The following is a 14,037-nucleotide window of genomic DNA, read 5'->3' as shown; positions in this document are numbered from 1 at the left end:
CCGTCGCCATGGGGCACTACAAGTCGAATCTCCGCGACATCGAGTTCAACCTCTTCGAGGTGCTCGAGCGCGACACGGTGTACGGCACCGGACCGTTCGCGGAGATGGACATCGAGACCGCCAAGAGCGTGCTTTCCGAGATCGCGCGGCTGGCGGAGAACGAGCTGGCCGAGTCGTACGAGGACGGCGACCGCAACCCGCCGGTGTTCGACCCGGTGACCAACACCGCGCCGGTCCCCGCCTCGTTCAAGAAGAGCTACCAGGCGTACATGGACGCCGAGTGGTGGCGGCTGGGCGTGCCCGAGGAGATCGGCGGCACCACCGCGCCGCGCTCGCTGCTGTGGGGCTTCGCCGAGACCGTCCTCGGGTCCAACCCGGCCGTGTGGATGTACGCGTCCGGCCCCGCCTTCGCCGGTGTGCTGCACGAGGAGGGCACCGAGGAGCAGCACAAGATCGCGAAGCTGATGGCGGACAAGCAGTGGGGCTCCACGATGGTGCTGACCGAGCCGGACGCCGGCTCGGACGTGGGCGCGGGGCGCGCCAAGGCGGTGCAGCAGGACGACGGCACCTGGCACATCGAGGGCGTGAAGCGCTTCATCACCTCCGGTGAGCACGACATGTCCGAGAACATCGTGCACTTCGTGCTGGCCCGGCCCGAGGGCCACGGCCCCGGCACGAAGGGCCTGAGCCTCTTCATCGTGCCGAAGTACGACTTCGACTGGGAGACGGGGGAGCTCGGCGAGCGCAACGGCGTCTACGCCACCAACGTCGAGCACAAGATGGGCCTCAAGGTCTCCAACACCTGCGAGATGACCTTCGGCGCGGGGGGCCCCACCCAGGCCGGAGGCTCTGGGGGAGCGCCCGCGAAGGGCTGGCTGCTCGGCGAGAAGCACGACGGCATCCGCCAGATGTTCAAGATCATCGAGTTCGCCCGGATGATGGTCGGCACGAAGGCCATCGCGACGCTGTCCACCGGCTACCTGAACGCGCTCGAGTACGCCAAGGAGCGGGTGCAGGGCGCCGACCTGGCGCAGTTCACCGACAAGACGGCGCCGCGTGTCACCATCACCCACCACCCGGACGTGCGCCGCTCGCTGCTCACGCAGAAGGCGTACGCCGAGGGCATGCGGGCGCTGGTGCTCTACACCGCCGCTGTCCAGGACGAGATCCTGCTCAAGGAGTACGAGGGCGAGGACGCCTCGGCGGAGAAGCGGCTCAACGACCTGCTGCTGCCGATCGTGAAGGGCTACGGCTCCGAGAAGTCCTACGAGCAGCTGGCGCAGTCCCTGCAGACGCTCGGCGGCTCGGGCTATCTGCAGGAGTACCCGATCGAGCAGTACATCCGGGACGCCAAGATCGACACGCTCTACGAGGGCACCACCGCGATCCAGGGCCAGGACTTCTTCTTCCGCAAGGTCGTACGCGACCAGGGCCAGGCGCTCACCGCGCTCTCCGAGGAGATCAAGAAGTTCCTCGCGGAGGCGAAGGGCGGCGAGGACCTGGCCGCCGCGCGCGACGAGCTGTCCCGCGCCGCCGGCGACCTGGAGGCGATCGTCGGCGCGATGCTGACCGACCTGGCCGCCACGGAGAAGGACGTCAAGTCCATCTACAAGGTCGGGCTGAACACCACCCGCTTCCTGATGGCCTCCGGCGACGTCGTGATCGGCTACCTCCTGCTGCGCGGCGCGGCGGTCGCCGCAGAGAAGCTGGCGGAGATCTCCGCGAACGGCGGTGCCACCAAGGACGTGCCGTTCTACGAGGGCAAGATCGCGGCGGCGAAGTTCTTCGCCGCGAACGTCCTGCCGGGCCTCGCCGTGCAGCGCTCGCTGTCCGAGTCGGTGGATCTGTCCGTGATGGAACTGGACGAGTCGGCCTTCTGAGCCGGCGTCCGGCCGACCTCCCGCCCCCATGCGGGAAGGGCCTCGCTCCCGGTCGGGGGGAGCGGGGCCCTTCCCGTTCGTATGCTGAGAGCCATGACCAACGCCAGTCGCTTCGACCGCGGACACACCGACGAGTTGCTGACCTTCCTCGCGGAATCGCCCACGCCCTACCACGCAGTGGCCAGTGCCGCGAAGCTGCTGGAGAAGGCGGGCTTCCGGGAGGTCGAGGAGACGGCCGCCTGGGACGGCACGGCGGGCGGGAAGTACGTCCTGCGAGGCGGCGCCCTCGTGGCGTGGTACGTGCCGGAGGGCGCCGCCGCCGCGACGCCCTTCCGCATCGTGGGCGCCCACACCGACTCCCCCAACCTGCGGGTCAAGCCCGTCCCCGACACGGGCGCGAACGGATGGCGGCAGGTCGCCGTCGAGATCTACGGCGGCACGCTGCTGAACACCTGGCTCGACCGCGACCTCGGGCTGGCCGGCCGGCTGTCCCTGCGGGACGGCACGACCCGGCTGGTGAACGTCGACCGGCCGCTGCTGCGGGTGCCGCAGCTCGCCATCCACCTCGACCGGCAGGTCAACGACGGGCTGAAGCTGGACCGCCAGCGGCACATGACCCCGGTCTGGGGGCTCGGCGACGCGCGCGAGGGTGATCTGATCGCGTTCCTCGTCGAGGAGTGCGGCCTCACACGGGAGTCCGGACCGCGGGTGACGGCCGAGGACGTCACGGGCTGGGATCTGATGGTGCACAGCGTGGAACCTCCTGCGTATCTCGGCCGGGAACGGGAGCTGGCGGCCGGGCCCCGGATGGACAACCTGCTGTCCGTGCACGCGGGCGCCGCGGCACTCGCGGCGGCGGCCGAGCGTACGGATCTCGGGTGCGTGCCGGTGCTGGCGGCGTTCGACCACGAGGAGAACGGCAGCCAGTCGGACACAGGGGCGGACGGCCCGCTGCTCGGCACGGTGCTGGAACGGTCCGTCTTCGCCCGCGGCGGCAGCTACGAGGACCGGGCGCGCGCCTACGCCGGCACGGTCTGCCTGTCCTCCGACACCGGCCACGCCGTGCACCCCAACTACCCGGAGCGGCACGAGCCGGGCCACCTCCCGATGCCGAACGGCGGCCCGATCCTCAAGGTGAACGTGAACCAGCGCTACGCCACGGACGGCGCCGGGCGCGCGGTGTTCGCGGCGGCCTGCGAGAAGGCGAACGTGCCGTGGCAGCACTTCGTCTCCAACAACGCGATGCCGTGCGGGACGACGATCGGTCCCATCACCGCCGCCCGGCACGGCATCACGACCGTCGACATAGGCGTCGCGATCCTGTCCATGCACTCGGCGCGCGAACTGTGCGGCGCCGACGACCCGTTCCTGCTGGCGAACGCGCTCGCCGCCTTCCTGGCGGACTGAGCCCCGCGGCGGGGCCGGCCACCGGCCCCGCCAGGCGGGCGTACGAGCCGTCAGTCCAGCTCCGTGTACGAGCGGATCACGCGGTCGCCCTCCAGGCTTATTCGGTTCTCCCCCGCCGGGGACGGCAGATCCAGCGCCGCGTCCAGCACGCGCCCGAGCCGCCCGCAGCCCGAAGTGCCGGGCACCGCGAAGGTGTTGTCGACAGCGTGGGGGACCTTCCCCGGGCCGCCCTTGCCCTCCGCCTTGAGAACGAGATGGACCGCGTCCGCGTCGTTCCCGATCGAGCAGTCCCGCCACCGGGCCCAGCCCGGGCCGGAGATCCGGAACTTGACGTCCAGCTCGCCCATCCGCTGGTCGTCGGAGTGGAAGTCGAAGGCCCCCGCGTACTGCGGCGTGACCGACAGCGGCGTGTGCGGCACCCGGATCGGCTCCGCCGCCATCCCCCCGAAGACCTGGTGGAACTCGCTGTCGATACGGCCCTCCGCGTGCGTGACCCTCATCGGCTCCGCTATCGGCACATCGATCCGGCCCACGGTGAGATGGCCCGTCGCCGTCATGACCTCGCACCGCCACGCGGCCGGGTCCGCCCCCTCCGGCAGCTCCGCCCGCGCCGGGCAGGCGGCGAAGGGGGAGCCCGGCGGACCCGCGGCCACGGCGGTGTCGGCACCCGCCACGGCCCCCGTGGTGACACCTGCCGTGGCGCCCGCCGTGACACTCGCCGGCGCGGCGTACGCGCCCGCCGCACCCGTGCCCAGCCCCGTCGCCACGGCGCCGAGCGCCGTCGCCACGACGGCGGCAGCGCGCGCCGCAGGACTGGAACGGAGCAGGCCGGACAGGCCGGACCGACCACACAGACCAGACAACCGAGCCATGAGAACCCCCCAGAAGAAAGCAAGAACGAGCCGAACGCGCCAGGACAGGCACGAGGCCGAGGCCGAGGCCGAGACAGAAGCAGAAGCCGGGAGGGCGGGCGGCCCACACGGCCGCCCGCTCCCCCGCACCACCCATCATTGCAGAGTTTTCTCTGCATAGAAAGCTCTGCAGAGAAAATCCCGCATCCGCGCTACGCTGACCTCATGGCCGCCACCGAAGAAGAGCCGCCCCCGCGCCGGGTCGGCGACCCCGAGAGCCTGAAGGCACTCGCCCACCCCCTGCGCCTCAAGATCCTGCGTGCGCTGGGCACTTCGGGCCCCGCCACCTCCACGACCCTCGCCGAGCGCCTGGGCGAGAACACCGGCACGCTCAGCTACCACCTGCGCCAGCTCGAGCGCGGCGGCTTCATCGAGGACGTCCCCGGGCGGACCGGCGGCCGCGAGCGGTGGTGGCGGGCGGTGCGCAACATCGACGTACGGAGGCCGCCGCAGGAGGAGTTGACGGACGCCGAGCGCGCGATCATGGGCGAGCTCGACCGTATGAGACTGGAGGAGGACATCGGCCTCGCGCGCCGGTTCACGCTCGAGGCGGCCGGCTCCGAGGGCTGGATGCGCGGTTCACGCAGCCTCAGCCATCTGACCAAGGACGAGCTGAACGACTTCCACGACGCCTATCTGGAGCTGCTGCGCCGCTTCAGCCGTGGCCCCGAGGACGCGCCGCCCGACGCCCGCCCGGTGCTGCTGCGCTGGTTCGGGCTGCCCGCCGACTGACGTACGCCGCACGGCAGTTGTTCGCGCGTCACCCCGCCTGTTCGCGCCTCACCCGCCTGTTCGCGCCTCACCCCGCCTGATTGCGCGTCATCCGCGCCCGTTTACGTGTCACCGGGCCCAGGTACCCGGTCCTGCGGACAGGCGAGGCAGCGCCGAAACGGAGGCAGGAGGCAGGAGTTCCATGGGCATCGTCTTGTGCATCGTCATGCTGGCCGTGGGGGCGATCCTCACGCTGGCCGTCGACTGGGACGTGCAGGCCGTGAACCTCGATGTCGCCGGGCTCGTCCTGATGGCGGTCGGCCTGCTCGGGCTGTCCGTCTACATCAGCATCTTCAAACGGCGCCGCACGCAGCCGCCGAGCCCGGCCGCGCCGATCAGCGTCGAGGACAACCGGCACCACTGGGAGTAGGCCACCACGACCCGGGCCACCACGACCCGGGCCACCGCGAAAGGGCCGACGGGCCGTACGGCGCGCTCACGCGTCGTCCATGCCCGCCAGCACCAGCGGCAGCCGCCGCGCACCGCCCGCCGTGACCCGTACGGGAACTCCCCAGTCCTGCTGGTGGACATGGCAGGCCGGGTACTGGTTCGCCGCGTCGTCGTCGCAGGAAGCGGCCATCGCGGAGATGTGCAGGACGCCCTCCGTGACCGCGCCCCCGCCGCCGTCCTCCGCCAGCACCAGGCGGCGGTTCAGGTCGGTTCCGTCGCCCGCGCCCTCCGCCAGCAGCTCCGGCGGGGTGGCGCTGACCTGGAGCCGCGTCGAGGGCCCGTACCGCACATCGAGTTTCTGCCCCGCCGGGGGCTGGAAGACGACGTCCAGCCGCAGTTCGCCCGGCGCGACCTCGGTGGCCGCGCGCTGCGTACGGTGGGCGACGGAGGCGACGCGTACGGCCTCCTCCGGCAGCCGCAGCCGGGTCAGCCGGTGCCGCGCCGACTCGACGACCACCAGGTCGCCGTCCGTACGGTCACCGCCCGCACCGCCCCCGTCCGCCAGCACCGCGTCCGACAGCTCGCGCAGGTCGGTGGCGAGCGTGCTGACGCGGCCGGTCGCCGGGTCGTAGCGGCGCAGCGCGTGGTTGTACGTGTCGGCGACGGCGACCGACCCGTCCGGAAGCGCCGTCACGCCCAACGGGTGCTGCAGCAGCGCCTGTCCGGCGTCGCCGTCGCGGTGGCCGAAGTCGAAGAGGCCGGTGCCGACGGCCGTACGGACCTCCCAGCCGTCCCCCTCCGACGCCGGACCGGAAGCCGGATCCGCGCGCTCCACCCACCGCAGCGCCGACGTCTCCGCGTCCGCCACCCACAGCCGGTCGCCGGCCGCCGCGAGCCCCGACGGCTGCGCGAACCACGCCTCGCCCGCGGGCCCGTCGACCAGCCCCTCGTTGGCGGTGCCCGCCGCGACCGCGACCGACCCGCCGGCCCCACCTGCACCTGGCGGCGTATACGTCCACAGCTGGTGCGTTCCCGCCATCGCGATCCACACCCGGTCCGCGAACCACGCCACGTCCCACGGCGACGACAGCGCCACCTCGCGCGCCGGCCCGCTCGTCGGTGAGCCGCGCCACCACTGTGCGCCCGTGCCGGCGAGGGTGCCGACGGCGCCGGTCCCGGGGTCGTACGAGCGCAGCGCGTGGTTCACGGTGTCGGCCACCACGACCGTGCCGTCGGGGAGCGCCGCGAGGCCCTGCGGCTCGCTGAACCGCGCCGCCTCCGGCGGCCCGTCGGCCAGCCCGCGTACGCCGCTGCCGACGCGCCGCAGGACCGTCTCGCCGTCCTCCGCCAGCTCGACGAGCTGGTGCCGGGTGGTGTCCGAGACGAGGAAGTGGCCGCTGCCGGGCAGCCGCAGCGCCTTGCCGGGGAAGCGGAGCGCGGTGGGCTCCGGCTCGGGCGGCACGTACGGGCCGTCGCCGCGCCGCAGCGTGCCCTTCGCGGCGTGCTCCTCCTCCAGCCGGCCGACGAGCGTCTCCAGGGCGTGCGCGTGGCCCTCGCCGGCGTGCTGCGCGACGACGTAGCCCTCCGGGTCGATGACGACGAGCGTCGGCCAGGCCCGTACGGCGTACTGCTTCCACGTCGCCAGCTCCGGGTCGTCCAGTACGGGGTGGTGGACGCCGTAGCGTTCGACGGCGTCCACGACCGCCTGGTGCTCGGCCTCGTGCGCGAACTTCGGCGAGTGCACCCCGACGATCACGAGGGTGTCCGCGTGCCGCTGCTCCAGTTCGCGCAGCTCGTCGAGGACGTGCAGGCAGTTCACGCAGCAGAAGGTCCAGAAGTCCAGCACGACGATGCGTCCGCGCAGGCCGGCGAGGCTGAGGGCGGCGCCGCCCGTGTTCAGCCAGCCGCCGCGGCCGGTCAGCTCGGGGGCGCGGACGCGGGCGCGCGTACGGGTGGGCGGTGCGGCATCGGTCATGGCTCCAGGGTGCCACCCGGGCCCGGGGCACCCTTCGGGCGGCTGAACGGGAAGTGCCGGTGGCCGCCGGTGGTGAGAACTCGGGCGTACGGGGAACAGCTCGCCCATGAGATATCTGGTACGGGAACGCGTGTTCGGCATCGGCGACGACTTCTGGGTCGAGGACGAGAACGGCGAACGCGCCTTCCTCATCGACGGCAAGGCCCTGCGGCTGCGCGAGACATTCGAGCTGAAGGACCGGGAGGGGAACGTCCTCGCCGTCATCCGGAAGAAGGCCATCAGCCTGCGCGACACGATGCGGGTCGAGCGGGACGGCGAGGTCATGGTCACCGTCCGCGAGAAGCGCTTCACCCCGATGCGGAAGGTGTACCGCGCGGAGCTGGCCACCGGTGAGGAGCTGGAGATCCGGGGCGACCTGATCGGCAAGGAGTACGACATCGAGTACGAGGGGGAGCGGCTGGCCCGCGTCTCGCGGAAGTGGTTCCGGGTGCGCGACACGTACGCGGTGCAGGTGGAGCGGGAGGACTCGGACCCGGCGGTGCTGATCGCGGTGGCGGTGTGCGTGGACCGTCTGATGGAACGGGAGGAGGAGGACGGGGGCGGGGAGGAGTAGGGCGCGGTGGAGTGGCGCGGGGAGGAGCAGGGCGGCGCGGTGGAGTAGCGCGGGTAGCGCCGCCCACGGCGCCTGCCCGTGGCTCCCGGCCCTCAGCGCCCTTACAGCACCCGGTCCTTGAGCGCCGGGAACTTCTCGCGCACCCGGCCCACCTCCGCCGGGTCGATGACCGCCGTGAGGACGCGTTCTTCCGTGTCCGACGCCTCCGCGACGACCTCGCCCCAAGGGTCGATGACCGCGCTGTGCCCTGCCTGCAATACGCCCGCGTGCGTACCGGCCGTGCCGCAGGCCAGCACGTAGCACTGGTTCTCGACGGCGCGGGCGCGGGCGAGGAGCGACCAGTGCGCGGCGCGGCGGGCGGGCCAGCCCGCGGGGACGACGAGGAGCCGCGCGCCCGCGTCGACGAGCGCCCGGAACAGCTCCGGGAAGCGCAGGTCGTAGCAGGTGGCCAGGCCGAGGACGGCGGACGGGTGCGGCACGGTGACGGGCTGCGTGCCTGCGTCCATCAGCGTGGCCTCGCCGCGGTCGAAGCCGAACCGGTGGATCTTGCGGTAGGTGGCGGCGAGTTCGCCGTCCGGCGAGAAGACGAGCGAGGTGTTGAACAGCTCGCCGCCGGGGGCGCGTTCGACCACGGACCCGGCGTGCAGCCACACGCCCGCGTCACGTGCCGCCGCCGACATGGCCTCGGCGGTGGGGCCGTGGCGCGCGGGCTCGGCCTCCGCCTCGAACCGGTCGAAGGCGAAGGCGCCGACGGGCCACAGCTCGGGCAGCACCACGAGGTCGGCGCCGCGCTGGGCGCGTACGAGAGCGGCCGTACGCTCCCGGCGTGCGCTGACCGGCTCGTCCGGATCCACGCGCAGTTGTACGAGCGCCACGTGGAACGACGCGTCCGCCGGCGGGTCCGCCGCGGGGTCCGCTCCCGGGTTCGGCGCCGAGTCCGGCGAGTTCGTCGGCGAGTTCGACGAAGAAGCGCGCACCGTACCACCGTCCATGCATTCGAGGGGCTCGAAGGGACATAGCATCGTCACCGGAAAGCACTGCCGCGGTCCCCGTGCGCAGCGTAACTTGAGAGCACCCAGCCCGCCGAACGACCGTACCGCCGAGGGGTCCCGTGTCCGACCACCCAAACCTTCAGCCATACGCCGATGCCTGGACTCAGTCCATCGAGTCGATATCCGAGCTGGTGCGGCCGCTTGCCGAGGGCGAGTGGAACCGCGCGACCGACTGCACGGGGTGGTCGGTGCGCGATGTCGTCTCGCACATCATCGGCATCGAATGCGAATTGCTGGGCGACCCGCGTCCCATCCACACGCTCCCGCGCGACATCCGTCACGTGACGGACGAGTTCAGCCGCCACATGGAGATCCAGGTCGACGTGCGGCGGCACCACACAGGGCCCGAGATGACCAGCGAGCTGGAGTACACGATCATCCGGCGCTCACGCCAGTTGCGGAACGAGAAGCGGAAGCCGGACGCGAACGTACGGCACGTCCTGCCGGGCTGGCCCGAGGTGACCCTCGAACGGCAGCTGATGCTGCGGGCGTTCGACGTCTGGGTGCACGAACAGGACATCCGCCGCGCGCTGCGGATGCCCGGCAACCTCGACTCTCCGGCGGCGCTGGTGACCCGCGACGTACTCGTCGAGGGCCTGGGCAAGGTGGTCGCCAAGCGGGCGGAGGCGCCGCCGAACTCGGCCGTCGTCATCGACGTGAGCGGCCCCGTCGAGTTCATGCGCACGGTGCGCGTGGACAAGGACGGCCGCGGCACGGTGAGCGGCAGCCCCTCGCTCGGGCCGGCGGCGACGCTGTCGATGGGCTGGGAGACGTACGTGCGGCTCGCCTGCGGGCGGGTCCGGGCGGAGGCGGTGGCGGAGGACATCAAGACGGAGGGGGACGCGGGGCTCGCGACGGCCATCCTGAACGGTTTCACGGTGGTTCCCTGACCCGTACGCCCCCAGCCCGTCCGGCGTTTGAGGACGGACCGGGGCGGCCACGCACCGTCAGTGGGTCCACAGCCCGGGGCCCGGCGCACCGCCGTCGTGGCCGGTGGCCGTCCTCAAACGCCGGACGGGCTGGACTTGCCGCGGCTACGCCGGGACGTGGTGGACCGCTTCGACGCGGCTGGCCACCACCCGTTCCTGCTCGCGCCGCTGCGCGCGCCCCCGCAGGCGGAGGATCTGGCTCAGTCCCACCGCCTCCAGCACGAAGATCGTGGTGAAGGCGATCCGGTAGTTGTCACCGGTAAGGTCCAGCAGGACCCCCACCGCGAGCAGCGTCGTCATCGAGGCCGTGAAGCCGCCCATGTTGACGATGCCGGAGGCCGTGCCCTGCCGTTCCGGCGGGTTGGCGGGGCGGGCGAAGTCGAAGCCGATCATGGAGGCCGGGCCGCACGCGCCCAGCACCGTGCACAGCATCAGCAGCACCCCCATGGGCGGCTGCCCCGGCCAGCTCAGCACGGTGGCCCAGGCCGCGGCGGTGGCCGCGATGGTGCCCAGCACGATGGGCGTACGGGCCGCGTGGTGCCGGGCGATGACCTGGCCGTAGACCAGGCCGATCACCATGTTGGCGAGCACGATCAGGGTCAGGAGTTCGCCGGCGGTCCCGCGTGAGAGGCCCTGCGCGTCCACCAGGAACGGCATGCCCCACAGCAGCAGGAACACCATCGCCGGGAACTGCGTGGTGAAGTGCACCCACAGCCCCAGCCGGGTGCCGGGTTCGCGCCAGGCATCGGCGATCTGGCGGCGTACGTAGTCGCGGCCCAGGTGCGCCACGGGTTCCGGTTCGTGCCCCTCGGGGTGGTCTTTGAGGAACAGCAGCACCAGCGTGAGCGCCAGCACGCCGCCCAGCGCACTGCCCGCGAAGGTCGGGGTCCAGCCGACGGCGGCGAGCACACGGGCGAGTACGAGCGTGGTGACGAGGTTGCCCGCCATGCCCACCAGTCCGGCGAGCTGCGCGATCAGCGGTCCGCGCCGGGCGGGGAACCACCGGCCGCCGAGCCGCAGCACGCTGATGAACGTCATCGCGTCACCGCAGCCGAGCAGCGCGCGGCAGGCCAGCGCCATCGCGTACGAGTCGGACAGCGCGAAGCCGAACTGCCCGATGGTGAAGAGGACCGCGCCGAGCGTCAGCACCTTCTTCGTGCCCCAGCGGTCCACCAGCAGTCCGACGGGGATCTGCATCCCCGCGTACACCAGGAGTTGGAGGAGGGAGAAGGTGGACAGGGCGGAGGCATTGACGTCGAAGCGTTCGGCGGCGTCGATGCCGGCGACGCCGAGGCTCGTACGGAAGGTGATCGCCACGAAGTAGACGCCGACGCCGATCGTCCACATCGCCACCGCGCGCCGGCCGCCGAGCCCGGACTCACCCCCGGTGGCGGGCGAGGCGCCGCCACCCGTGTGTATACGGCTCACGGCAGATCACCGCGCACCAGGTGCCGCACCCGGCCGACGTGCTGCCGTACGGAGTCGGCCGCCGCGTCGGCGTCGCCGGAGCGGATGGCCGCGAGGATGTGGGCGTGCTCGGTGATGTTCTTGGCGACGCGCTCGGGGTGGGCGTGCATCACGGCGACGCCCATCCGCAGCTGGCGGTCGCGCAGCTGGTCGTAGAGGCGTACGAGGATGGCGTTGCCGGTGGCGCGGACGATCTCGGCGTGGAAGCAGCGGTCGCTCACGGCGACCTCGGCAAGCTGCCCGGCGGAGGCCTCGGTGCGCTGCCGTGCGAGCAGCTCCTCCAGCCGTTCGGTCAGCCCGGCGGGCGTGGAGGTGGCGGCCTTGCGGACCGCGTGCTCCTCGACGAGCAGCCGGGTCTCGACGACGTCGGAGATCTCCTGCGCCGAGACGGGCAGCACGAGGGCGCCCTTCTTGGGGTAGAGCTTGATCAGCCCCTCGGCCTCGAGCCGCAGCAGCGCCTCGCGCACCGGCGTACGGGACACCCCGACGGCCCCGGCCAGCTCGCCCTCCGTGAGCAGCATCCCGCCCTCGTACTGCCGCTCCAGCACCGCCTGCTTGATGTGCGCGTACACCCGGTCCGCGGCGGGCGGCTGCTTGGCCGGCGCGTCGGCGGTTGCGGGGGCGGCGGGTGGTGTGGTGGTGGACGGGGAAGGCATGCGCACATCTTAGATACAACAGGTATCCGTACGGCCGCCCGGTCCAGGATGCGGACAGGCGGCCGTAAGAGCCGTACGCCGCCGTACGAGCCGTACGAGCCGGGCCCTGGACGTCCGGTCAGGCCCAGACGGTGCCGCGCGCCTCGTACTCCAGCAGGTTCTCCAGCCTGAGCGCCACGTCCGCGCCCAGTTCGCGGCGCGCCAGCCAGAGGCCGAGGTCCAGGCCCGAGGTGATGCCGCCGGCCGTGACGAGGTCGCCGTCGTCCACGACACGGGCCTGCTTGACCACGCCGCCCTGCTTGGCGAGTTCCTCCTGTGCGCCGTGGTGCGTCGTACAGGGTCGGCCCCTGGTCAGCCCGGCGGCGGACAGCAGCAGCGCACCCGTGCACACCGACGCGACCGTCAGCCCGTCGCGCGGCGCGGCGGCGAGGGCGCGCGGCAGCACCCCGCGGTCGATCTCGGCCCAGATGCCGGGGCCGTCGCGGCGCGCGTAGCCGCCGCCCGCCACCACGATCAGGTCCGCCGAGCGGGGCGCCCAGCCGTGTGCCACGTCGACCCGGGTGCCGTAGGAGCAACGGACCGTGCCGGGGCCGTCGGCCCGTACGTACCGCACCTCCACGCCGTCCTCGCTGAACATGTGCGCGGCGGACAGCACCTCGTAGGGCGCGATGAAGTCCTGCTCCTCGATGCCGTCGAACAGCACGATGTGCACGCGCAGCGGCCCCTTGCGCGGCGCCGCCGCGTGTGCGGGGGCCGCCGCCAGCGAACTCGCGCCCGCCGCCGTGGTGGCCGTGACCGTGGTCGTGCGAAGGAACTGCCTGCGTCGCATGATTCCGTCTCCGTGTCCGTGTCCGCCCCGTTCCGGTCCGGGGGCGCGCGCTCCCCGGGCCGGTCAGTCTCACCGGCCGCCGGAAGGCCCGACAGCGGTGCGGGTGACACGCTCCGATAGGTTCCGGCCATGCACACGGTGGCTGTCCTGGTGCCCGAGGGCACGGTCGGGTTCGACCTCGCGGCCGTCTGCCAGGTGTTCGCCGTGGCCCGGCTCCCGGACGGTTCGGCGCCGTACGCGCTGCGGGTGTGCGGGGACTCCACGGTCACCGGCACGGCCGCCGGGACATCCTGCTTCGCGCTCGCGCCTCCGTACCCGCTGAGCGCCGCGCTCGACGCGGGCACCCTCGTGGTGCCGGGCGTCGCACGGCGCCACGAGGGCGACAACGCCGAGGTGCTCGGCCTCCTCCGTACGGCCGCCGGCCGCGGCGCCCGGGTGGCCTCCGTCTGCACCGGCGCCTTCCTGCTGGCGGCGGCGGGACTGCTGGACGGCGCCACGGCGACGACGCACTGGAAGGCCGCGGAACGGCTGGCGCGGGAGTACCCGTCGGTCCGCGTGGACCCGGGCGTGCTGTTCACGGACAACGGCCAGGTGCTGACGTCCGCCGGGGTCGCGGCCGCCCTCGACCTGTGCCTGCACCTGGTGAGCCTCGATCACGGCGCGGCCGTCGCGGCGGAGGCCGCCCGCGTACTGGTGGTGCCGCAGCGCCGGGACGGCGCGATGGCGCAGCGCCCACACCTGCCGCCCGTACGGGCGGCCGCCGCGCGGGACGGGCTGCGTACGACACTGGACTGGCTCCAGCGCAATCTGCACCGGCCGCTGACGCTGCGGGACATCGCCGGGCGGGCGGGGATGAGCGTGCGCCACCTGCACCGGCGGTTCAGGGAGGAGACGGGGAGCACCCCGCTGCAGTGGCTGCTCTGGGCCAGGACCGAACGGGCGCGGGAACTGCTGGAGGCGACCGATCTGCCCGTCGAGCACATAGCGCACATCTGCGGCTTCGGCTCGGCGGTGTCGCTGCGCGCGCACTTCCGGCGGCGGCTGGGCAGCAGCCCGGCGACGTACCGCAGCGCGTTCCGGGCGGTCGCGCCCGCCGCAGTGGGCGCGCCGGTCGCGCCTGCCGCCTCCGGGCCCCGGTGAGCCCGGCCCGCCCGGCC

13 protein-coding genes are annotated in these 14,037 nt (G+C 72.7%); 7 read left to right on the top strand and 6 right to left on the bottom strand.

What is annotated here, in order from left to right:
* Window positions 1-8: 8 nt before the first annotated feature.
* The gene (locus tag DVA86_RS02685; protein WP_208875443.1) at window positions 9-1,880 is read left to right on the top strand and encodes an acyl-CoA dehydrogenase; all 1,872 of its coding nucleotides are present in this window, start codon (window positions 9-11) and stop codon (window positions 1,878-1,880) included.
* A 93-nt stretch (window positions 1,881-1,973) separates the two neighbouring features.
* A complete protein-coding gene (locus tag DVA86_RS02680; protein WP_208875441.1) occupies window positions 1,974-3,287 on the top strand; it encodes a M18 family aminopeptidase in 1,314 nt (437 codons plus the stop codon).
* A 50-nt stretch (window positions 3,288-3,337) separates the two neighbouring features.
* Here DVA86_RS02680 and DVA86_RS02675 read toward each other — a convergent pair whose 3' ends face one another.
* On the bottom strand, window positions 3,338-4,075 hold the full coding sequence (locus DVA86_RS02675) for a hypothetical protein (RefSeq protein WP_245996289.1): 738 nt from the start codon (window positions 4,073-4,075) through the stop codon (window positions 3,338-3,340).
* 288 nt (window positions 4,076-4,363) lie between these two features.
* Between DVA86_RS02675 and DVA86_RS02670 the strand changes: the two genes are divergently transcribed.
* Complete coding sequence (locus tag DVA86_RS02670; protein WP_208875439.1) at window positions 4,364-4,930, top strand: ArsR/SmtB family transcription factor; 567 nt, start codon at window positions 4,364-4,366, stop codon at window positions 4,928-4,930.
* Window positions 4,931-5,111: 181 nt separating this feature from the next.
* Window positions 5,112-5,339, top strand: coding sequence for a DUF6458 family protein (locus tag DVA86_RS02665; RefSeq protein ID WP_208875438.1), 228 nt, complete (start codon window positions 5,112-5,114; stop codon window positions 5,337-5,339).
* Window positions 5,340-5,405: 66 nt separating this feature from the next.
* Here DVA86_RS02665 and DVA86_RS02660 read toward each other — a convergent pair whose 3' ends face one another.
* Window positions 5,406-7,334 carry an NHL domain-containing thioredoxin family protein gene (locus tag DVA86_RS02660; RefSeq protein WP_208875437.1) on the bottom strand — a complete coding sequence of 643 codons (1,929 nt, stop codon included), beginning with the start codon at window positions 7,332-7,334 and terminating at the stop codon, window positions 5,406-5,408.
* 106 nt (window positions 7,335-7,440) lie between these two features.
* On the opposite strand from DVA86_RS02660, the gene DVA86_RS02655 reads away from it, so the two are divergent.
* Window positions 7,441-7,947 carry an LURP-one-related/scramblase family protein gene (locus DVA86_RS02655; protein WP_208875435.1) on the top strand — a complete coding sequence of 169 codons (507 nt, stop codon included), beginning with the start codon at window positions 7,441-7,443 and terminating at the stop codon, window positions 7,945-7,947.
* A 101-nt stretch (window positions 7,948-8,048) separates the two neighbouring features.
* Here DVA86_RS02655 and DVA86_RS02650 read toward each other — a convergent pair whose 3' ends face one another.
* Window positions 8,049-8,924 (bottom strand): carbon-nitrogen family hydrolase, encoded by an 876-nt coding sequence (locus DVA86_RS02650; protein WP_425470745.1) that lies wholly within the window; start codon window positions 8,922-8,924, stop codon window positions 8,049-8,051.
* Window positions 8,925-9,058: 134 nt separating this feature from the next.
* Here DVA86_RS02650 and DVA86_RS02645 point away from each other — a divergent pair, with 134 nt between their 5' ends.
* Window positions 9,059-9,889, top strand: coding sequence for a maleylpyruvate isomerase family mycothiol-dependent enzyme (locus DVA86_RS02645; protein ID WP_208875432.1), 831 nt, complete (start codon window positions 9,059-9,061; stop codon window positions 9,887-9,889).
* A gap of 144 nt (window positions 9,890-10,033) precedes the next feature.
* Here DVA86_RS02645 and DVA86_RS02640 read toward each other — a convergent pair whose 3' ends face one another.
* The 3 genes from DVA86_RS02640 to DVA86_RS02630 all read right to left on the bottom strand — a co-directional run bounded on the left by DVA86_RS02640 (window position 10,034) and on the right by DVA86_RS02630 (window position 12,880).
* Window positions 10,034-11,275, bottom strand: coding sequence for an MFS transporter (locus tag DVA86_RS02640; protein ID WP_208884322.1), 1,242 nt, complete (start codon window positions 11,273-11,275; stop codon window positions 10,034-10,036).
* A 77-nt stretch (window positions 11,276-11,352) separates the two neighbouring features.
* Window positions 11,353-12,051 (bottom strand): GntR family transcriptional regulator, encoded by a 699-nt coding sequence (locus DVA86_RS02635; protein ID WP_208875431.1) that lies wholly within the window; start codon window positions 12,049-12,051, stop codon window positions 11,353-11,355.
* A gap of 118 nt (window positions 12,052-12,169) precedes the next feature.
* Window positions 12,170-12,880, bottom strand: coding sequence for a DJ-1/PfpI family protein (locus DVA86_RS02630; RefSeq protein WP_208875430.1), 711 nt, complete (start codon window positions 12,878-12,880; stop codon window positions 12,170-12,172).
* Between the two features lie 129 nt (window positions 12,881-13,009).
* Between DVA86_RS02630 and DVA86_RS02625 the strand changes: the two genes are divergently transcribed.
* A complete protein-coding gene (locus tag DVA86_RS02625) occupies window positions 13,010-14,020 on the top strand; it encodes a GlxA family transcriptional regulator (protein WP_208875429.1) in 1,011 nt (336 codons plus the stop codon).
* The last annotated feature ends 17 nt before the right edge of the window (window positions 14,021-14,037 follow it).

It is taken from the genome of Streptomyces armeniacus, assembly GCF_003355155.1.
Taxonomy (GTDB): Bacteria; Actinomycetota; Actinomycetes; order Streptomycetales; family Streptomycetaceae; genus Streptomyces; species Streptomyces armeniacus.
This window is presented reverse-complemented; position numbering and strand designations above follow the sequence as displayed.

Excerpts from the sequence above, each read along its gene's own strand:
- DVA86_RS02685 (WP_208875443.1), top strand. The coding sequence starts at position 9 with ATGGGGCACTACAAGTCGAATCTCCGCGACATCGAGTTCAACCTCTTC.
- DVA86_RS02680 (WP_208875441.1), top strand. The coding sequence starts at position 1,974 with ATGACCAACGCCAGTCGCTTCGACCGCGGACACACCGACGAGTTGCTG.
- DVA86_RS02670 (WP_208875439.1), top strand. The coding sequence starts at position 4,364 with ATGGCCGCCACCGAAGAAGAGCCGCCCCCGCGCCGGGTCGGCGACCCC.
- DVA86_RS02665 (WP_208875438.1), top strand. The coding sequence starts at position 5,112 with ATGGGCATCGTCTTGTGCATCGTCATGCTGGCCGTGGGGGCGATCCTC.
- DVA86_RS02660 (WP_208875437.1), bottom strand. The coding sequence starts at position 7,334 with ATGACCGATGCCGCACCGCCCACCCGTACGCGCGCCCGCGTCCGCGCC.
- DVA86_RS02655 (WP_208875435.1), top strand. The coding sequence starts at position 7,441 with ATGAGATATCTGGTACGGGAACGCGTGTTCGGCATCGGCGACGACTTC.
- DVA86_RS02640 (WP_208884322.1), bottom strand. The coding sequence starts at position 11,275 with ATGTGGACGATCGGCGTCGGCGTCTACTTCGTGGCGATCACCTTCCGT.
- DVA86_RS02635 (WP_208875431.1), bottom strand. The coding sequence starts at position 12,051 with ATGCCTTCCCCGTCCACCACCACACCACCCGCCGCCCCCGCAACCGCC.
- DVA86_RS02630 (WP_208875430.1), bottom strand. The coding sequence starts at position 12,880 with ATGCGACGCAGGCAGTTCCTTCGCACGACCACGGTCACGGCCACCACG.
- DVA86_RS02625 (WP_208875429.1), top strand. The coding sequence starts at position 13,010 with ATGCACACGGTGGCTGTCCTGGTGCCCGAGGGCACGGTCGGGTTCGAC.